The organism is Actinocorallia libanotica (genome assembly GCF_039525175.1).
GTDB lineage: Bacteria > Actinomycetota > Actinomycetes > Streptosporangiales > Streptosporangiaceae > Actinocorallia > Actinocorallia libanotica.
Map to the genome: position 1 here is coordinate 105,805 of NZ_BAAAHH010000005.1, position 19,072 is coordinate 124,876.

The 19,072-nt window shown below is 71.0% G+C and carries 18 protein-coding genes; 5 read left to right on the top strand and 13 right to left on the bottom strand.

Annotated elements, in window-relative coordinates; genetic code table 11:
* Positions 1-127 precede the first annotated feature (127 nt).
* Both ABD140_RS08920 and ABD140_RS08925 read right to left on the bottom strand, forming a co-directional pair.
* Positions 128-1,327 carry a TetR/AcrR family transcriptional regulator gene (locus ABD140_RS08920; RefSeq protein WP_344238738.1) on the bottom strand — a complete coding sequence of 400 codons (1,200 nt, stop codon included), beginning with the start codon at positions 1,325-1,327 and terminating at the stop codon, positions 128-130.
* Between the two features lie 440 nt (positions 1,328-1,767).
* Positions 1,768-2,619, bottom strand: a complete 852-nt coding sequence (locus tag ABD140_RS08925; protein WP_344238740.1) for an SDR family NAD(P)-dependent oxidoreductase — start codon at positions 2,617-2,619, stop codon at positions 1,768-1,770.
* A 379-nt stretch (positions 2,620-2,998) separates the two neighbouring features.
* On the opposite strand from ABD140_RS08925, the gene ABD140_RS08930 reads away from it, so the two are divergent.
* On the top strand, positions 2,999-4,039 hold the full coding sequence (locus ABD140_RS08930) for a TIGR03617 family F420-dependent LLM class oxidoreductase (RefSeq protein WP_344238742.1): 1,041 nt from the start codon (positions 2,999-3,001) through the stop codon (positions 4,037-4,039).
* Complete coding sequence (locus ABD140_RS08935) at positions 4,032-4,910, top strand: enoyl-CoA hydratase/isomerase family protein (protein ID WP_344238744.1); 879 nt, start codon at positions 4,032-4,034, stop codon at positions 4,908-4,910. The genes ABD140_RS08930 and ABD140_RS08935 overlap by 8 nt, the downstream gene beginning before the upstream one ends.
* A gap of 37 nt (positions 4,911-4,947) precedes the next feature.
* On the opposite strand, the gene ABD140_RS08940 is transcribed toward ABD140_RS08935, so the two are convergent.
* The 6 genes from ABD140_RS08940 to ABD140_RS08965 form a co-directional block, all read right to left on the bottom strand.
* On the bottom strand, positions 4,948-6,330 hold the full coding sequence (locus ABD140_RS08940) for a serine/threonine-protein kinase (RefSeq protein ID WP_344238746.1): 1,383 nt from the start codon (positions 6,328-6,330) through the stop codon (positions 4,948-4,950).
* A complete protein-coding gene (locus tag ABD140_RS08945) occupies positions 6,327-7,121 on the bottom strand; it encodes an FHA domain-containing protein (protein WP_344238748.1) in 795 nt (264 codons plus the stop codon). The genes ABD140_RS08940 and ABD140_RS08945 overlap by 4 nt, the downstream gene beginning before the upstream one ends.
* 93 nt (positions 7,122-7,214) lie before the next feature.
* Positions 7,215-9,233, bottom strand: a complete 2,019-nt coding sequence (locus ABD140_RS08950; protein ID WP_344238750.1) for a DUF8189 domain-containing protein — start codon at positions 9,231-9,233, stop codon at positions 7,215-7,217.
* Between the two features lie 66 nt (positions 9,234-9,299).
* On the bottom strand, positions 9,300-10,775 hold the full coding sequence (locus ABD140_RS08955) for a DUF8189 domain-containing protein (protein ID WP_344238752.1): 1,476 nt from the start codon (positions 10,773-10,775) through the stop codon (positions 9,300-9,302).
* An 11-nt stretch (positions 10,776-10,786) separates the two neighbouring features.
* Positions 10,787-12,286, bottom strand: coding sequence for a DUF8189 domain-containing protein (locus ABD140_RS08960; protein WP_344238754.1), 1,500 nt, complete (start codon positions 12,284-12,286; stop codon positions 10,787-10,789).
* Between the two features lie 64 nt (positions 12,287-12,350).
* Positions 12,351-13,337, bottom strand: coding sequence for an alpha/beta hydrolase (locus tag ABD140_RS08965; RefSeq protein WP_344238756.1), 987 nt, complete (start codon positions 13,335-13,337; stop codon positions 12,351-12,353).
* Between the two features lie 333 nt (positions 13,338-13,670).
* Between ABD140_RS08965 and ABD140_RS08970 the strand changes: the two genes are divergently transcribed.
* Positions 13,671-14,534, top strand: a complete 864-nt coding sequence (locus ABD140_RS08970; protein ID WP_344238758.1) for an SPFH domain-containing protein — start codon at positions 13,671-13,673, stop codon at positions 14,532-14,534.
* Positions 14,535-14,577: 43 nt separating this feature from the next.
* Here the strand turns inward: ABD140_RS08970 and ABD140_RS08975 are convergent, their stop codons facing one another.
* Together ABD140_RS08975 and ABD140_RS08980 are read right to left on the bottom strand one after the other, a co-directional pair.
* Positions 14,578-15,405 (bottom strand): alpha/beta fold hydrolase, encoded by an 828-nt coding sequence (locus ABD140_RS08975; RefSeq protein ID WP_344238760.1) that lies wholly within the window; start codon positions 15,403-15,405, stop codon positions 14,578-14,580.
* On the bottom strand, positions 15,402-15,995 hold the full coding sequence (locus ABD140_RS08980) for a TetR/AcrR family transcriptional regulator (protein ID WP_344238762.1): 594 nt from the start codon (positions 15,993-15,995) through the stop codon (positions 15,402-15,404). The genes ABD140_RS08975 and ABD140_RS08980 overlap by 4 nt, the downstream gene beginning before the upstream one ends.
* 131 nt (positions 15,996-16,126) lie before the next feature.
* Between ABD140_RS08980 and ABD140_RS08985 the strand changes: the two genes are divergently transcribed.
* Together ABD140_RS08985 and ABD140_RS08990 are read left to right on the top strand one after the other, a co-directional pair.
* On the top strand, positions 16,127-16,471 hold the full coding sequence (locus tag ABD140_RS08985) for a PadR family transcriptional regulator (RefSeq protein WP_344238764.1): 345 nt from the start codon (positions 16,127-16,129) through the stop codon (positions 16,469-16,471).
* Positions 16,468-17,313: a hypothetical protein gene (locus ABD140_RS08990; protein ID WP_344238766.1), complete on the top strand. Its 846-nt coding sequence runs from the start codon at positions 16,468-16,470 to the stop codon at positions 17,311-17,313. The genes ABD140_RS08985 and ABD140_RS08990 overlap by 4 nt, the downstream gene beginning before the upstream one ends.
* Before the next feature lie 44 nt (positions 17,314-17,357).
* Here the strand turns inward: ABD140_RS08990 and ABD140_RS08995 are convergent, their stop codons facing one another.
* Genes ABD140_RS08995 through ABD140_RS09005 form a run of 3 tightly spaced genes read right to left on the bottom strand, consistent with a single transcriptional unit; the run spans position 17,358 to position 19,009 of the window.
* Positions 17,358-17,801 (bottom strand): hypothetical protein, encoded by a 444-nt coding sequence (locus tag ABD140_RS08995; protein ID WP_344238768.1) that lies wholly within the window; start codon positions 17,799-17,801, stop codon positions 17,358-17,360.
* Entirely contained in the window at positions 17,791-18,408 is a 618-nt protein-coding gene (locus ABD140_RS09000) for a Type 1 glutamine amidotransferase-like domain-containing protein (protein ID WP_344238770.1), read from the bottom strand. Before ABD140_RS09000 ends, ABD140_RS08995 begins: the two co-directional genes overlap by 11 nt.
* 4 nt (positions 18,409-18,412) lie before the next feature.
* Positions 18,413-19,009: a TetR/AcrR family transcriptional regulator gene (locus ABD140_RS09005; RefSeq protein WP_344238772.1), complete on the bottom strand. Its 597-nt coding sequence runs from the start codon at positions 19,007-19,009 to the stop codon at positions 18,413-18,415.
* Positions 19,010-19,072 lie beyond the last annotated feature (63 nt).

Here is a 19,072-nt window from a genome sequence, read left to right on the forward strand (position 1 = left end):
GTCGAGGCCTGCTGGGGCTGTGGGGCAGATGCTTCGCACCGAAGGGGTCAGGGGTTCGATTTCCCGCATTTTCGCTGAACTAGATCTTCTTTCTAGATCTGCCTACCGAAGCCGTGTCCGGTGCGGTTCAGTCGCGGGGGCGGTCGCGGTGGGTGCTGTTTGTGACGAGGCTGATGAACTCGCTGGCGATTCGGCGGGTCTCGGGGAAGCTGCCGTTGTGGTGGATGACGCTGATGGCGAGGGAGTTGATGATGGCCCAGAGCATGGAGGCGGCGTCCTCCGGATTCTCGGTGCCGAGGGTTGAGAAGTCCTCGAGGAAGACGGCCTTGCCTGTGTGGGTCATCTCGGTCAGGACGGTCTGTACTTCCTTGTCCTTGGCCGAGTACAGGAGGTTGGTCGTTTTGAAGAACTGGAGGTCGGTCTCGAAGGCGTCGATGGCGGCGTTGGTGCGGGCGCGGATGCGGGTTTCGGCGTCTAGGTGGGGGAGGGGGAGGAGGAAGCGGCCGCTGAGGGACCACTTTTGGAGGGCGAAGGCGTAGAGGAGTTCCTTGGATGGGAAGTAGCGGTAGAAGGTGCCTAGGGCTACCTGGGCGCGTTGGGCTATGTCGGTTACGTGGATCTGCTCGTATGGCTGTTCGCGTAGGGCGTCTAGGGCGGCGGCCACGATTCGGTCGCGGCGTTGGAGTTGGGCGGGGGGCATCGCCTTGTCCGTGCGGGGGGCGGGGGCGGGTACCGGTTCGGGGTGCTCTTGATGGGGGGATCGGTCGACCGTTCCGGCATTTCGGGGGTCATAGAGGTCGATGAATCCGGTGGTGAGGCGGTACACCTCGGAGAACGGGATGCGCTGGTGGACCGCGCCGGTGAGCAGGGAGTTGATGAGGGCCTGCAGCATCGCGGCCGCGTCCTGCGGGGAGGGGACGCCGAAGGCGGCGAAGTCGGCGGCGAAGAGGCGGCGCATGCGTGCGCCGGTGGCGGAGAGCTCGGCTTGGACTTCGGCCTCTGTGCTGGCGGACAGGGTGATGCTGAGTTTGTGGAACTGGGGGTGGCGCTCGACGGCGGAGACGATCGCGTCGACCCGGGTTCGTGCGCGTTCGGCTCCGGACTCCGACGGGGTGCTGAGCCGCTGCGGCTCGGTCTCGGTCCACTGGCGGAAGATGACGGCGTACAGGTGTTCTTTGGAGATGAAGTAGTTGTAGAGCGTGGCTCTGGCGAGGCCGGCGGTGTCGGCCACTTCGCTGACCTTGATCTCCTCGTATTCGCGCTGCCGCAGCGCGGTCAGGCCCGCGTCGAGGAGCTGCTGGTAGCGGGCCCGTTTGAATTCGGGCATCGGTCCGCTGCCGGCTTCGCCGGCGGGACGCGGTCTTCGCGCTTCGGAGGTGTCGGTCATCTTCCGTCTCTGGGTTCGCCCCGGCTGACGAAGTGCGGGTCGTCGGCTCGCCGGGCCGGGCCTGTGGGCTTCGGCAGCGAGGGCCTGGGATGCGTCGCCATTTTAGTGGTCGGTGCCTGATCCCGCCGGACGGGCCGGAGCCGCTGCGCAGGTCCGGAGCCGTTCAGGCCGAGGCCACGCCCCCTCGGGAAGGCGCCGTGGGGACGTGGCCGAACGGTCCCTGCGATCAGAGGAGGCGGAGCCACGGATCGCCGCGCCATGAGCAGTGCGCCAGGACGGGGTAGATCGTGTCCCGGTCTTCGGCCGGTGTGCCGTATGAACGGCCCGGATGGTGGTGAGCGGATCCGCGGTTCAGGCAGCCCGGCCGTGCCAGGGCGGCGTCACCACAGGTAGTCGTCGGGGGTGCCGTCGTTGAGCATGGCGTGGGTTCTGGCGTTGAGGAGGGCGGCGGTGCGGCGTTCGGTGCCGGCGGTGCGGCCGTCGCACAGGCGGTGGGCCTGGTCTTCGGTGGTGTGGATCCAGAAGGAGCGGTTGATGATCCCCTCGATGATCACTTGGGCGAACTGTTCGGGTTCGACGACGGCGGGGGGAAGCCCGGCTTTGGCGAGGTTGTGTTCGATGCGCTCCCAGTAGGAGAGGTCGTCGCCAGCGAGGTTGGTGCGGGTGAGGGGCGGGAGGACGACGCCCAGGTGCAGGTCGATGCCGGCGTCTTTGAGCTGGCCGTACAGGCTTTCCATGACGGTGGCCTGCGCGTTCTTGGCGGCGGCGTAGGCGGCGGTGCGGTAGGAGACGCCGTGGACGCCCGCGCCGGAGCTGGTGGCCAGCAGGCTGGCGCCGGGGGTGTCGCGCAGCGCGGGCAGGAAGGCCTTGATGCCGTTGAGGAGGCCGTAGAGGTTGGTGTCGATGGTCTGCTTCCACGCCTCGATGTCGAGGTCGAGGAGGGAGCCGCCGTCGGCGATTCCGGCGTTGAGGAAGGCCAGGTCCAGGCGGCCGAACCGGTCCGCGGTCGTCCGGGCTGCGCGTTGCATGTCGGACGCGTCGGCGACGTCGGCCGGTATGGCCAGCACCGTGTGGCCTTGTGCGGCGAGCTCCTGGGCGGTCGCGTCGAGGCGGTCGGCGCGGCGGGAGACCAGCACGATCTTCATGCCGCGTTCGGCCAGGGCGTGCGCCGTGGCGCGGCCGATGCCGGTGGAGCCGCCGGTGATGACGGCGACCTTCCCGTGGAATTCCATCAGAGGGCGACCTTCGCGAGGAGGAGGGGTGAGGCGGCCGGGACGCTGTCCGTGGTGGGGGGCACGGCGTCGCGTGCGGGAAGCCTCGGCCAACGCGGTCTGCTCATCGCTCAGGGCGATGCCCCTCAGCACTCCGATCGTTCACGGCGGCTTCCGTCGGCCAGAAGTTATAATCCGGTTCTACTGAAGTCAACTGCCGTTCCGGCCGGAACGCGTGCATGAAGGTATCGGCTTCAGCTGGGTCTTTCGTGAGCGATCCCGGCGACTTACCGCTCGGTCCTCCTTCTGTTGGGTGGGAGGCCGCTTGACGGAAACTGGACTGACGTTACAGTCTGGGCGCCGACGTGCCGCGGGATCGGCCCGCGAGCGAGGAGGCAGGATGAGGATCGATGCGTTCGGCGGCGGGCAGACGCTCGGCGCGGTCGGGCACGCCGCCCGGCGGGCCGATCGGACCGGGTTCGACGGCTTCTGGATCCCCGAAGGCGGGGCGCCGGCCTTCTCGCTGGTCACCGCGGCCGCCTCGGTGACCGACGGCTTGGCGCTCGGGACGGGGATCGCCGTCGCGTTCGCGCGCAGTCCCATGGTCACCGCGCAGGCGGCATGGATGCTGGCCGAGGCCACCGGCGGGAACTTCCACCTGGGATTGGGCACCCAGGTGAAGGCGCACGTCCAGCGCCGCTACTCCGCCGACTTCGACCCGCCCGGCCCGCGGATGCGCGAGTACGTCCATGCGGTGCGCGCGATCTTCGCGGCGTTCGCGCGGCGCGAGAAGCTGTCCTTCAAGGGCGATCACTACTCCTTCACCCTCCTGCCAGAGGCCTGGGCCCCGGCGCCGATCCCGTACGCGGACCCGCCCGTCCACCTGGCGGGCGTCCGGCCGTGGATGTGCCGCATGATCGGCGAGGTGGCCGACGGGGTCAAGGTGCATCCGCTGCACACCCTGGACTACCTCGATACGGTCGTCCGCCCGAACCTGGAGGCGGGCCGCGCCGCCGTCGGCCGCACGGTCGATGATCTGGAGGTCGTCATCCCCGTCATGACGGCCGTGGCCGACGACGAGGAGTCACTGCGGCGGCAGCGTGAGAAGCTGCGCCAACGGCTCGCCTTCTACGGATCCACGCCGGGCTACGGGGTGGTCTTCGACGCCTCGGGCTGGCCGGGAACCGCGGAGCGGCTCAACGAGCTGATGCGCGCGGGCGACCTGCCGGAGATGGCGCGAACGATCACCGACGAGATGCTCGACGCCATGACGGTGAGCGCCACCTGGTCCGACCTGCCGAGGGCGCTCGCGGACAAGTACCGGGGCAGGGCCACGCGCCTCGTCTGCTACTCCGCGCTGGAGCAGTGGGCCGACGACGAGTCCAGCGTGGAAAGGTGGCAGGACGTGGTCCGCGAATTCAAGCAGGTGGCGCATGACTGACTCCCGAACCGCGCTCTCGGAGACGACCGGAGACGTGACGCTCGCGGTCTCGGACGGCGTCGCGGTCATCACGCTGAACCGGCCGGAGAAGCTCAACGTGTTCTCCGGGTCGATGGGCGCGCTGCTCTCCGCCGCCTACGCGCACTGCGACGCCGACGACGACGTCCGCGCCGTCGTGGTGACCGGGGCCGGACGCGCGTTCTGCGCGGGCGCCGACATGCAGCCGGAGGCGGACTCCTTCGCCGAGACCGGCCCGGGGTTCTCCGCCCAGCCGCTCACGCCGCCCGCCTGGGACGTCCGCAAACCGGTCATCGCCGCCATCAACGGCCACGCGATCGGCATCGGCTTCACCCTCGCGATGCAGTGCGACATCCGGTACGTGTCCGCGACCGCCAAGCTCGCGATCCCCCAGGTGAGGCGCGGGGTCTTGGGCGACGCCGGATCCCACTGGACGGTGGCCCGCGCCTCCTCCCGCGCCATCGCCGCCGACCTCCTCCTCACCGGACGCACGTTCCTCGGCACCGAAGCGGCACGGCTCGGACTCGCCTCCGCGGCCCTGGACCCCGAAGAAGTACTTCCGACCGCTCTCCAGGCGGCCCGGGACATCGCGGAGAACTGCGCCCCGATGTCGGCCGCCCTCTCCAAGCGCCTGCTGTGGACGGACGCCCCCCTCGACCGGGTGTGCGACCTGGAGACCCGCTACCACGAGATCGTGATGGGCAGCGAGGACGCCCGCGAGGGCCCCATGGCCTGGATGGAGCGCCGTCCTCCGCAGTGGTCCTACCGCGTCGGCGAGCAGTGGCACCACGTCGCCGAAGCCGAACGCACCACCCCGCCGTCCGACTCGGCTCCCACGCCCCCGACGCCCTGACCTGCTGTTGTGCCGGCTCCCGCCGGGAGAGCAGGTGTCAGGGGGAGGGGCAGTTCTGAAGCGGCGGGCGGTCCCTGGTCCGTACGGCGGGGAGCCAGGCGGCGGACGCCGGGTCGTCGGGGAGCCGCACCCGGAACCATCGGGTGGACCGCAGGCCCTCCTCGTCGACGACGGGCAGGCCGTGCGGCAGCTGGCATTCGGTGGTGAGGACGTCGCCGTGCCACACCCGGGTGGGGGTGACGTTGTCGGGGGTGTACGGGAGCGTCGGGTCGATCGCCAGCCCCAGACTGCACCCCAGGTCCCGGTCGGTCCGGTCCTGGCAGCCTCGTTCGGCGTTGAACACGGTGAGTTCGGCGGCGGGCCGGAAGGCGTCCTTCCCGGGGGCGTCGCCCGAGAGGGTCCCGCCCGCGACGGCGCACAGGATGACGGCGCACAGGGCCGCGGCGAGCAGGACCGCGCGGGCCCGGCCGCGCGGCCGGGCGCTCCCGCGGCGGCGTGTCGGCCGTTCGGCGGCGATGCGGGCGAGCAGGCTGTCGGCCGTGTGCCCGGCGCGTGCCTCGTGCGTCGGGGCCAGGCAGTCCGCGGCCAGGTCGCGCCAGAACGGCGGGACGGCGGGATCCATGTGCAGCGGGGCGCGGCCCTCGCCGTACTCCTGGACGGCGGCGCCGCGCGCCACGGGCGTGGCGCCGGCGAAGGGCGAGGCGCCGGAGGCGAACACCTCGTGGATGATGACGCCCAGGGCCCAGATGTCGGCGCTCGGCCGGACCTGCACGCCCAGCGCGCCGAGGGGCGCCTTCCAGCGCTCGGGCGGCAGGTAGTCGAGGGTGCCCAGGGGCGGCACGTGGCCGTGCGTGCCGGTCAGCTCGGTGGCGAGGCCGAAGTCCGAGAGCTTCACCGAGCCGTCCCGGCCGAGCAGGATGTTCTCGGGTTTGAGGTCGGCGTGCACCCAGCCCGAGCGGTGGAGGTGGGCGAGCCCCTCGCAGATGCCCTCGATCAGCCGGCCGCGCTCGGCCTCGGGCACCCCGGCGTCGAGGAGTTCGCGCAGACTGCGGGTGGCCCGTTCCATCACGAGGACGATCGCGCCGTCCGACGACGGCCGGTCCGGCGCCCTGAGGACGAACGACTCGAGGAGGCCGATCAGGCGCGGGTGCCCGGCCCGGCGGCCGAGCTCGACCTCGCGGTGCGCGGACTCCACGATCCGCTGGGCCTGACGGGGCGCGAGTCCGGCGGTCGGCATGACCTTGAGCGCGACCTCGGCGGGCCGGTCCTCGGCGTGCTCGGCCGGCCGGGCGGCGTAGACCGTGGACCAGCCGCCGGCGCCGATCCGTTCGACGACCACCCACTCGCCCGCGCGGTAGCCGCACGGCAGGAGGTCCGCGGGCTCTTCCGCGGTGTCGTCCGGGCCGTGCAGCGGTGTCATCGCGCCGACTGCCGCTCCCGCCTGGCGGTGCCCGCCGGCGATGGCAGCAGTGCGAGGTGCTCCTCCCGGACGAGACCGAAGCGGAGCGCGAGCGTGACGATCTCCTCCCGTTTGCCGTTGCGGCGGTCGCCTTTGCCGGGGTCGTGGACGTCCGGCGGGCCGATGCGCAGCTTCTGCTCGGCGAGGTAGTCGATGTGGGAGCTGATCGCCCGCGCCGTCAGGGCGCCGGAGGCGGTGTGCCCGTTGAGGCGCTCCGCGATCTGGGGCGTGGTGGGGACCGCGACCCGCGACTGGTCGCGCAGGCGCGGCTCGCACAGGGCGACCAGGACGAGGAAGTACGTGGCCGTCTCGTCGAGGGAGTACGCCAGGACGGTGCGGCTTCCCCACGGCACGCCCATGGCGTCCGGGTCGAGGTAGACGTGGTCGGGCGCGAAGACCTGGAAGGAGACGGGCACCTGGCCGCGGGTGGGCAGCACCACGCGCGAGAACTCGAAGGGGATGGGGGCGCCGACCCTGCGCGGCTGGACCCTCAGGTACTCGCCCGCGCCCTCCGGATTCTCCACCAGGTAGCTGTGGCTGGTGCTGTGGTTCGTCAGCTGCCAGTGGTCGTCGGTCACCCGGATCTCGCCCGCGAGCCGGGACACCGCGTCGTCGTCCAGGCGGAGTTCGACCGGGGTCGTGGGGGAACCGCGTCCGAAGCGCGCGACCTCGCCGGGGCCCAGTCGCAACGTCACCGGTTCACCGCCGTCGGTGCCGCTCCTTCGCGGCAGATGGACGACTACGCCGCTCACCGCTCACCCCGGTTCCGCGTGTCCTGAACTATTGGACGATCGGCACGATATCAGCCGCCGGAAGAGGTGATCAGGTGGGCCCGCGGCCCTTGCTCAGAGGGCGGGGCGGCCCGACACGACCGGTGCGACGGGACGGTCGCCGAAAGCCGACCACGACCCCCACCCGCCGCTCGGCCGGACCTGGACCCGTCGGCGTATCCGGCCCTCGGCGGTGACGGCGAAGACGTGGTTCCGTCCGGTGGAGTCGGTCGCGACCGCGGGCGTGGCCGCGAGCCGGAGGCCGGGTTCCCCGAACTCCGCGCCGGGATCCCAGCCGCCGCCCGGGGAGACCTGCCAGCGGTGGCTGAGCCGTGCCCCGCCGGGCGACAGGGCGAAGACCTCCAGGCGGCCGTCGGCGTTGACGGCGGGAGCCGGAGCGGCGGCGCTCCAGCCGAACAGCGGCAGCCAGCCGTCCCAGCCTCCGCTGGGCACGGTCTGCCGACGGTGGAACGTCCCCAGGCCGGACGGCCCGATCGCGGTGACGGTGAGCCGGCCGCTGCCGTCCCGCGCGACCCTCGGCGCGGCGCCCGCCGCGGTCCCGAACGGGTGCCACGCGGCGGTCCAGGGGCCGCCCGGCGACTCCTGCCAGCGGTGGTGGATCGCGGCGCCGCCGGGCGTGAGGATGAACGCCTCCAAACGGCCGTCGGCGTTGGCGGCGAGGACGGGAGGCGCCCCCGCGGCGCCGCTGAATCCCACTTCCCAGGGGTTCCAGGCGAGCGATCCCGGCGTCCCCTGGCGCCGGCGGGCGACGGAGGCGCCGCCGGGGCTCAGCGCGAGGACCTCCAGCCGGCCGTTCGCGTCCCGGGCGACGGCGGGGGCGGCACCGGCCGGGCCGCCGAACTCCTCCCAGCCGTGCCAGCTTCCGTCCGGCCGCTGCACCCGGTGGTGCAGGTCGGCGCCGCCCGGAGCGAGCGAGAACACCTCCAGCCTGCCGTCCGCGTCGCGGCCGAGCGTGGGGACGGCCCCGGCCGGGCCGCCGAAGACCTCCCACGCCGACCAGGTGTCGGTGCCCGGGTCGAGCTGGACGCGGCGCAGCATCGACCGGTCCCCGGCGTCCAGCGCGAACACCGTGAGCCGGCCGGCGGCGTCGAGGCCCGCCACCGGGTTGTCGGGGCTCTGCCACGGCAAGGGGGCGTCGTGCCAGTGCAGGGGCGCCACGTACAGGCCGTTCCGGAACCAGCCCGCGGCGCTCACGTACCAGTCCTCGCCGTCGGCGACCACCTCGACGGCGTGACCGGGCACATGTCCGGCGTACCTGTCGAGGCCGAAGCGGAACGGGTCCCGGGACGCCAGCACGTCCGTGCCCTCGTAGCCGCCCCGCGGACCGACGAACAGGTAGTACCAGCCGTCCCGCTCGGCGACGAACGGCGACTCGGTCACGGAGACCGTCGTGTCGGTGCTCGCGTCGGTGAACGCGGTCCCCGGCCCGCTCCAGTGCAGCAGGTCGTCGGAGCGGCGGTAGGCGACGATGTGGTGGCCGCCCGGTTCCGAGAGCTCGGTGTAGTACATGACCCACTCGCCGCCGATCCGCACCACCATCGGGTCGCGCGCGACGAGGCCACGGAACAGCGGGCCGGACGGCTCACGGGTCCAGGTGGACAGGTCGGTGGAGGTGGCGAGGTTGATCGCGGCGCCGTTCGCGCCGCCGGCGGCGTAGAACATCCAGTATCTGCCGTCCGCCTCGATGACGTGCGGCGCCCACAGGTGCTCCTCGCCGTAGGAGGGGTCGACGGTGAGGGCGTCGGCGTGCGCAGTCCACGGCCCGTACGGCGTCGGGGAGGAGGCGTGGGCGAAGGAGACCTCCGCCGCGCTGTCCGGTGACTCGCCGCGCGGCGCGCTCGCGCCAACGATGCCGAACATGTGCCATCGGCCCCGGGCCCGGACGAGCGTGTGGTCGTTGAGGTAGCGGGGCCCGGCGGAGGTGGACGGGTCATGGACGTAGGTGAAGGGGCCCGAGCCGACCCACCGGTGGGGCGGGGCGGCGGAGGCCTCGGCGCGGCCGGCGCCCAGAAGCGGGAGCGCGCCCGCCGCGGCGGCGCCGCGCAACAGGTTCCGTCTGCTGATCGGGAACATGGGTCTCTCTCATGCGGGCCACGCGGCCGGCCGTGCCGTACGGGCCGGCCGCGTGGCGATGACGGGTCAGTCGAGTGCGGGGCCGGAGGTGGTGTTGACCCAGGCCCAGTCGGACCAGGTCGTGAAGCCGGTCTGCCATTTGTGGTAGATGCCGGCGTGGCTGGCGCCGAAGACCTCGATGCGGCCGTCGGCGTTCGTCGCGGCGGTGATCTCGGTGCCGCCGGTGCCGAAGGTCGTCCATTGCCCGTAGGGGGCGTTCACTCCGGTCTGCCAGAGGTGCTGGGCGACGGTGTCGTTGATGGCGAAGATCTCCACTCGGCCGTCGGGGGAGCGTTCGCTGGTGAGTTGGGCGTTGGCGGGGCCGCCGGTGGCTTCCCATTCCGACCAGCCGGAGGCGTTCTGGTATTTGTGGAAGACGCCGTTGGGGTTGGAGGCGAATACTTCGAGGCGGCCGTCGCGGTTGTGGTCGACGGTGAGGTCGTGGCCGCCGGTGCCGAAGGCGTTCCACGCCGACCAGCTGCCATTGGCGGCGGTCTGGTAGAGGTGTTGGAAGACGTTGCCGTTGAGGGCGAAGACCTCAAGGCGGCCGTCGAGGGATTTCTCCATTTCGATTCGGCTGTTGGCGGGTCCGCCTGTGGGCTCCCAGTTGGACCAGCCGCTGCTGGGCGCGTTCTGGTATTTGTGGAAGACGCCGACAGGGCCGGAAGCGAAGACTTCGAGACGCCCGTCCTTGTTGGAGCCGACGGCGATGTCCTTGCCGCCTTCGCCGAAGGTCTCCCATCCGGACCAGGTGCCTGAGGGGGAGTTCTGGTAGCGGTGCTGGAAGGTGTCGCCGTTGATGGCGAACAGTTCCAGGCGGCCGTCGGCATTGGGTCCGATGGCGAGTTCTGCGTTTCCTGGGCCGCCGAGGGACTGCCAGGCCGACCAGGTGCCGTTGGCCTTGTTCTGCCAGGCGTGGTGGACGCCGTTGGCACCGGCGGCGAAGACTTCGAGGCGGCCGTCCGCCGATCGGGCCGAGACGACTCGGCCCGACTCCGCCGGATACACCAGGGGTGCGGGGCCGGGCCCGTTATGGCCGAGCCGGTCCACCGCGGCCCGCGCCGTGTCCATGTGACGCTGGTGCGCGCCTATGTTGTAGGTGGTCCAGGGCTGCCAGTTCGTACCGCCGGAGGAGATCCGGAAGGCGGCGTTGGCGTTGCACTGGGCGTCGTAGGCGCAGGCGTCGCTGACGTCGGGGTGCCAGTAGTCGTTGATCTGCCACAGGCCGCGGTCCCGCGAGGGCGGCGTGTTGTTGTAGGTGTTGGTCGCCGAAGGGTCGCAGCTGGACTCCGCGAGCGCGACGGCGACGGCCGTCACCAGGCCGCCTCCGCGGAAGCCCGCGTTGTAGCCGACCTGGGCGCACAGGTCGCTCGCCGCGGCATGGGCCGGGGCGGCGCCGACGACGCCCCCCGCGGCGAGCAGCAACGAGACCATCGCTGCCAGCGCGGCACGGCGGGGTGTCCTCCGGGACCGCCGCACGGGGTTCACCTGTTGTCCTGTCACCAGATGCCTCCTCAGTTGAGTGCGGGGCCGGATGTGGTGTTGAGCCAGGCCCAGTCGGACCAGGTGGCGAAGCCCGTCTGCCATTTGTGGTAGACGCCGGCGTGGCTGGCGCCGAAGACCTCGATGCGGCCGTCGGCGTTCGTCGCGGCGGTGATCTCGGTGCCGCCGGTGCCGAAGGTCTCCCACTGGCCGTAAGGGGCGTTCACCCTGGTCTGCCAGAGGTGCTGGGCGGTGTTGTCGTTGATGGCGAAGACCTCGACTCGCCCGTCGGGGGAGCGTTCGCTGGTGAGTTGGGCGTTGCCGGGGCCGCCGGTGGCTTCCCATTCCGACCAGCCGGAGGCGTTCTGGTATTTGTGGAAGACCCCGTTGGGGTTGGAGGCGAATACTTCGAGGCGTCCATCGTGGTTGTGGTCGACGGTGAGGTCGCGGCCGCCGGTGCCGAAGGCGTTCCATGCCGACCAGTCGCCGTTGACGGCGGTCTGGTACTTGTGCTGGAAGACATCGCCGTTGAGGGCGAAGACCTCAAGACGGCCGTCGGGGGCCTTTTCCATTTCGATTCGGCTGTTGGCGGGACCGCCGCCTGTGGGCTCCCAGTTGGACCAGCCGCTGCTGGGGGCGTTCTGGTATTTGTGGAAGACGCCGACGGGCCCGGAGGCGAAGACTTCGAGACGGCCGTCCTTGTTGGCGCCGACGGCGATGTCTTTGCCGCCTCCGCCGAAGTTCTCCCAGCCGGACCAGGTGCCTGAGGGGGAGTTCTGGTAGCGGTGCTGGAAGGTGTCGCCGTTGATGGCGAACAGTTCCAGGCGTCCATCGGCGTTCGGGCCGATGGCCAGTTCCGCGTTGGCGGGGCCGCCGAGGGACTGCCATGCCGACCAGGTGCCGTTGGCCTTGTTCTGCCAGGCGTGGTGGACGCCGTTGGCGCCCGCGGCGAAGACCTCCAGGCGGCCGTCCGCCGACCGTGCCGAGACGACCCGGCCGGACTCCGCCGGATGCACCGGGGGAGTGGGACGCGGGCCGACGCCCGGGGTGCAGGGCAGCGTCACGCCGCGGGCGGCGAGATAGGGCTCGGGGTCGATGCCCTGGTTGGCGGACGGGCTGCTCCAGATCCGCAGGTGGAGGTGGGGGCCGGTCGACTGGCCTTCGGAACCCATCAGGGCGATCTGCTGGCCGGCCACCACATGGTCGCCGGCGAAGACGTCCCGCTGGTACATGTGCCCGTACTCGGAGATCGTCCCGTTCGGGTGCTGGATGCGGATCCACTGGCCGTAGCCGCTCTCGTACCCGGAGATCGTCACCTGGCCGTCGCCGATGGCGTAGATCGGGGTTCCTCTGGAGTTGGCGATGTCGACGCCGTTGTGGCCGCTGTGGAAGTGCTGGGACACGATGCCGGTGGCGGGGCAGGCGGCCGGGGGGTCGGCGGCGGCCGGGGACGCGGTCGCCAGCATCGGCAGAAGGGCGGCCGTCGCCGCGAGGACGCAGGTCAGCGCGCGTCGGGAGAGCCCGGTCAGCATGAGAGGCCCCTCTTCCTGGTCGTCTCTGGGTGGCTGGGGGAGGGCGCGGAGCCCGGTGCGCCGGTCATGCCTTGCGAAGGTGGGCGATGATGCCGTTGATGTCGTCCTGCATCAGGTTGTGGCGGATGAGGTGGCCACCGTCCGGCTCATGCGACTGGTACGGGATGCCCGCGTTCCTGAGCAGGGAGCCGAACTCGCGCTGCCCGTCGAGCACCTGCCTCTCGGTGATCGCCTGGTACCAGTCGACCGGGTTGGGGCCGGTGCCCGCGACGAGGAAGATCCGCTTGTTGCGGAAGCTCTCGATGCGCTGCACCGGGTTGTCGGCGGACACCCGGGCCTCGTCCCAGAAGGGCGCGCCATAGACCGTGCCGCCGCCCAGGTCCACGGCGCCGGAGGTGACGTTGGCCCAGTGGACGACCAGGCCGCCGTCGCGGCGCAGGCTGGCGGGGCCCGAGTGGGAGCTGACCGAGGCGAAGTGGCCGTAGTACTTGGCGGCGTACTTCAGCGCGCCGAAACCACCCATCGAGAATCCGGACACGGCACGGCCGTTGTACTCGGCGTAGGTGCGGAAGTTCGCGTCGACCCAGGGGATCAACTGGTTGATGTGGAAGTTCTCCCAGTTGCGCGGGCCGACGTTCGAGTGGACGGGGTTGGAGTACCAGCCCGTGCGGCCGCCGTCGGGCATGACCACGATGATGCGCTTGCCCGCGGTCCAGGCGCGGATGCCCTCGAGGTCGAAGGTGATGAAGTCCTGGAGGCCGCCGTGGAGGAGGTACAGGACCGGGTAGGTGCGGCCGCTCCAGTGGTAGTCGTCCGGCAGGAGCACGTTGACGCCGGGGTTCCAGCCGATCTGGGCGGTCTGGAAGCGGTAGTACCACATCCGGGGGTCGCGCTCGTCGCGGCCGGCGATGTGCAGGCCGAAGCCGTCGTTGGCGGCCGAGGCGGCCGAGGCGCTGAGCAGGGCGCCTCCGGTGCCCGCGGCCAGTGCGGCGGAGAGTCCTCCGGCGGCCTTGAGAAGGTTCCTGCGGGTGGGGTGCTGCTCGCTCAACATGACCTCCTGGTCGGGAACACGACGAAGTGTCCGGGCGCAGCGGAGGGCCCCGCGTGTCGCGTCGGACGGGTCCGGCGGATGCCATCGACACCGTAGGGAGGAAGGCCGCAAACGGGACATCCGGAACGCTCCGGAGTGACACCCCGGCACTTCGGGTGCTTCTGTGCCGGCATGGCCCGGAGGTGCTCGCGAGGAGGGGTTTCGACCGCCCGATAGGGCGGCCCTTGAATGCCGCCTTCTGTGCGGGTCAATCGAGTTAATTGTGTGGGTTTGGTGCGGATATTCGGTCATTCTGGTCGGTGGTTCGCCGAAATCCCCCCACTCGGAGGTCTTATGAAGAACCTCAAGCACGTCAGCGCCGCCGTCGTCTCCGCCGTTCTGGTGACCCTGGCCGCCACCGGCTGCTCGGTCAGCGTCCGCCCCGACACCAAGGGCCTGGAGTACGACGCCGGCCCGCTCTCCTCGACGGAGTTCGACAACTGCAACACCGGGCGGATCTGGCACGGGCCCGGGGACAAGGTGTACCTCTATCCGGTGGGCCAGCGGACCTACCAGTTCGGCGACGACGGCGACACGGACGCGTTGAAGGTCGTGTCGAAGGACGACCTGGAACTGACCGTCGAAGGCGTCGCGACCTTCAGCCTCAACGACGACTGCAAGGTCCTGCGCAAGTTCCACGAGGAGATCGGCCTGAAGTACGAGGCCTACGAGGACGACGGCTGGGCGAAGATGCTCCGCATCTACATCGGCTCCCCGCTGGACCGCGCGCTCGACGAGGTGTCGAAGGGCTACTCGTGGCAGGACCTGTACTCCGACCCCAAGATCAAGCGGGAGTGGGAGACCAAGGTCGGCGAGGCCGTCGCCCAGCAGGTCAACGCGATCGCCGGTGACAACTACTTCTGCGCGCCGACGTTCAACGGCTCCGGGGAGTGCGGCTCGTTCCTGCTGACGCTGCAGCAGCCCGTCCCGCCGGAGAACGTCCGCGTCTCGCTGGCCGCCGCGCAGCAGGCGATCGAGGACAACAAGACGCAGACCAACCGCAACAAGCAGATCCAGACGGAGCTCAAGGCGCTCGCCGACCTGAAGAAGGTGCTGGGCGACGCCTACGCGGTGATCCTCTACCAGGCGATCAAGGACGGAAAGATCAAGGTCGTGCCGGTCCCCGCCGGAGGCGACATCAACATCACCACCGACTGACCGGCCGGAGGGGCCGTCGTGCGACGGTCCCTCCACGGCCGGTTCAGGCGCGGAGAACCTTGCGCAGGAGCTCGCCGAACTCGGCGGAACGGGTGGTCAGGCCGGTGTGCCCGCCGGGGAAGTGCACGAGTTCCGTGCCGAGGCGTTCGGCCAGGTGGGCGGCCGGACGGTAGGGGAGTTCGCCGCGGGAGTCCTGGCCGCAGGCGAGCACGAGCCGGTCCGACAACGCTTCCAGCCGGTCGACGTCGGGGACGTAGGACATGAAGGCGGGGACGATGCGGCCGATGAAGTAGGGCAGACCGGCCATCGTCTGCTCGGCTCTCGCCGCGGCCTCCGGCGGAAGCTCGACCTTGGGCTGCGGTTCGGCGGCTCCCTCGGCCCGCAGGCCCGCGGCGAACACCGTCATCGCCGGCATGAGGCCTTCGGCACGGAACGTCTCCCGTACGCGTGCGATGAGCGCGCGATGCTCGGAAGCGTCCGGCAGGACCTCCACCACCGGCGGCTCGTGCGCCACGACACGTGCGACGCGTTCGGGGTGGGCGGTGAGGAGATGGAGGGCGACGATCGCGCCTGAACTGGAGCCGAAGACGCGGGCGGGCGCGTCAGGCGACAGGAGTTCCAGGAGATGGAAGGCGTCTTCGGCGTGCTCGGCCACATGTTGTTCGGCTTCAGGATTGTCCAGGGCGCTGCGGACCATGCCGCGCGGGTCGTAGGTGGCGACCGTGTAATCGACGGCCAGCGCGTCGGCGATGCCGTCGAAGGAGGCCGCGCCGCCCGTGCCGCCGGGTATCAGCAGCAGGAGCGGTCCTTCGCCGCGTACTTCGTAGTGCAAGGTCGCGCCGTTCACGCGCAGGGTGCCGGTGGTGGTCATGGGGAGTCTCCTTCTCGGGATGACGGCCAGTTCTCCAGGAGGATGTGCAGGGCGTCGAGGGCGCGATCCCAGGTCTGCTGCGGGGAACGGGCATGGGCGAATCCACCGGCGGCCTCCAGGGTGACGAACCCGTGGAACGTGCTGCGCAGCACCCGCACCGCGTCGGTCAGATCGGGTTCCTCCAGGCCGTAGGCGCGCAGCATCCCGTAGGTCAGCTCGACCGCGCGCCGCGGCCCCGCGGCCTTCGCAACCAGCTCGGGATCGATCTGGATCGGAGTCTGCGTCGCCGCGTAGCGGCCCGGGTGCCGGTGGGCGTACTCCCGCCAGGCGTTCGCGAACGCGACCAGCGCGTCCTTGCCCGCCCGGCCGACGGTCGCCTCCGCGATGCCGATGGTCTTCTCGTCCGCGGCCAGCAGCGCGATCCGCCCCCGCAGATCTTCCAGACCGCGCACGTGCGTGTAGAGGCTCGCGTCCTTCACCCCGAGCCGCCGCGCCACCTCCGACATGCTCACCCGGTCGAACCCGACCTCATCCGCCACCTCGGCGCCCACGACCGTCACCCGCTCCGCCGTCAGCCCGACCCGCCCCATGCACACCCTCCGTTTTCCTAGGACCTCTAGGAATATCCTAGGACTCCTAGGATCGCAAAGGACTTATGCGACAGGACCATGCCGTACTGGAGGACTTTCAATACTTCGTTGAGCGATATATCGTCCACCGTATGGTGAAGCGAGTATCGGTGATGAGCGAGCCCACGTACTTCGTGCTGGCGGCGCTGCTCGACGGGCCGTCGCACGGCTACGGGATCATCAAACGGGCCGAGGAGCTGTCCGCCGGGCGGGTCCGGCTGGCCGTCGGCACGCTCTACGGCGCACTCGACCGGCTGGCGGGCGATGGCCTGGTCGTCGTGGACGGCGAGGAGACCGTCCAGGGACGGCTCCGCCGCTACTACCGGCTGACGGAGGACGGGAAGCTGGCCGTCACCCGCGAGGCCGTGCGGATGGAGCAGGCCGCACGAGTCGTCACAGGACGAACCGCTCCGGCGGCATGGGCGGTGTGGGCATGAGCGAGGTGTTCACCGAAGGCTGGTACCGGCTGTTCCTGCGGGCCTTTCCGGCCGGGCACCGCGCCGAGTACGGCGACGACGTCCTCGGCACGCTGGCGGGAGACTCACCGCGCCGCGCTCCGTCGTTGAAGGAGACCGCCGGGCTCGTCACGGCGGGCTTCGCCGTCCGGGCGCGCAGAGCCGCCGAAGGACCGGCCCCCTGGTGGGCCGACGGGGTGCAGCTCGGACTGCTGGTGCTGGCCCTGGCGAACCTGTCGTACGGCATCGCGGACCGTGCGTCGCCCTGGTGGACGGCGGTTTCGGCGGCGCTCGTCGTCGTGCTGCTGCGCGGCTGGACTCTGGTGGCCCTGCCCTTGGCGCTGGCCGTCGCCTTCTCGACCGGCCGGGCCATGCTGTTCGGCGCCGAGGCGACGGGATGGGCGCCGTTCTTCGGCCCGGCGTACCACAACTGGGCTTCCCTGGTGCCTTACGGAGTGCTGGCCGCAGGGTCCATGATCCTGGCGGTCCGCGGGCCGCGGGGATTGCGCGTCCGGCCGTGGTGGTGGCTGGCGGTCCCGGCGGCGGCCCTCGCCCTCACCTACGGGCCCGGAGCGTACGGCGAGATCTGGGAGTCGGCCAGGGCGGGCACGGAAGGCGTTCTCCTCCTCGCGGGAGTGTGGGCGACAGCCGTCACCCGCAGCCCGCGCTGGACGCTGGCGGCGGCGGTCTACGTTCTGCCGGGTGTGGCCGCCTCTCTGGTTCATCCGCCGTCGAGTATCCAGATCATCGGCTACTGGTCGGTGTTGGCGGGCCTCTTGGTGGTGATGGCCGTGACGTCGCGGACTGCTGCGGTCGGAGCCTGACGGAGGCCGGAGGAGTCGCCTCGCGAACGAGACGGAGGGCGGTCTCAGGCGGGGAGGTGGTGCTCCTCGCCGATCGCGGCGAGGAGCTCGATGGGGAACTCCCGGTCGGCCTGGCCGACGGCCAGTGCCACCCAGCGGCCTGGCACCGGGCGCCGCCAGACGAGCATTCGGCCGCTGAGCATGGACAGCCGGCCCAGGGGTTCGGGTGCGGGCTCCTCGCTCCAGAGGTAAGGGTCGAGGTCGACCGTCTCGGGCTCGCCCCACCGTGCCGTCAGAGCGGTCGCCAGTGCTCGGAAGGCGGCGTCGATCTCCTCCTCGGCGGCCTCGACGATCTCCTCGTCGCGGTCGTCCCAGAAGTCGCGGCTGGCCTGGAGGACCTGTACGTGGTAGCCGGGCCCGCTGTCACGGACCTCGCCTCGCGTGTCCTCGCGGGGGAAGGGCAGGGCGAGCAGCTCCTCGACGGCGGCATGCAGGTCTTCACTGGTCATGGCGCGAGGCCGGTGAAGGTCGGATCTCCCACGTGTCGCCTTCCATGATGACGGCCTGGTCGTCGTTGATCGAGACGAACCGGAACGGTCCGCCATGCCGGGCGGCGTACCGGTCGTGTCGTTCGGCGCGGCCTCGATCGCGGTGGGGGAGGACGGTGAAGGGGGCCAGGCCGAGACCGGTGGTGGAGGCGCAGACTCCGGGGTCTTCGGCGTCCTGGAAGAAGCGGAGGTCGGGGCCTGTGAGGGCCGCGCCCGCCGAGACGCCCGCGTAAGCCAGGCGGCCCTCCCGGACGGCTCGGGAAACGACGCGGTCGAAACCCGTCCTGCGTGCGTGTTGCAGGAGGAACATCGCATAGCCGCCGGTCACGAAGACCAGCTGGGCTTCGCTCACGGTGTCGGCGGCGGAGTCCACGTGTTCCAGGTCGAGGCGTTCGACGAGCAGGCCTTCTCCGCGCAGCAGTCGCGCGGCCGCGTCGACGAAGGGGGCCGAGGGCAGGGGATTGGCGGCGGTGGGGACGAGGACGGCTCGTCGCGGTTTCGCGGGGAGGGCGGCGAGCCAGGCCGGTAGGGCTCCCAGGCGGGCCGAGCCGAGGAAGAGGCGTCGCACGAGGTCAGGCCCGGGATTCGGCGCGCAGGGACTCCAGCAGCCGGGACAGGGCGGACATGGTGTCGGCGAGGTCCGCGGGGTCGGTCGATTCCGCCAGCCAGAGGGCGGCTTCGTTCAGGGCTCCCGAGAGCAGGCGGGTCAGGGGGGCGACGGGTTGCGGGGCGATCAGGCCTTCGTCGATGAGGGAGGTGAGCGCCTCGGCCAGGTGCCGGGCCGAGGCGGCTTCGTCGAGGGCGCGCCATGCGTGCCAGCCCAGGACGGCGGGGCCGTCGACGAGCATGATCTGCCGGACGCCGGGGTCGGTGCCGGCGGTGAGGAACGCCCGGCATCCGGCGGTGAAGCACGCCCACGGGTCGTCCTGGGCGTCGGCGGCCGCGGCGACGGCCTCGCCGACCTGCTGCTGCACCTCTTCCAGGACGGCGCGGAAGAGCGCGGTCTTGCCGTCGAAGTGGTGGTAGAGCGCGCCCTTGGTGACTCCGGCGGCGCGGACGACCTCCGCCAGGCTCACCGCGCCGTAGCCGAGCGTGGCGAACAGGCGCCTGCTCTCGCGCAGGAGCGCCCGCCGGGTCTGCTCCTTCTGCCGTGCCCTGCCGTCCGCCATCCCGCCCCGCTCTTTGACATACCGATGGTACGCCAATAGGTTACCTTCACATACCGACGGTAT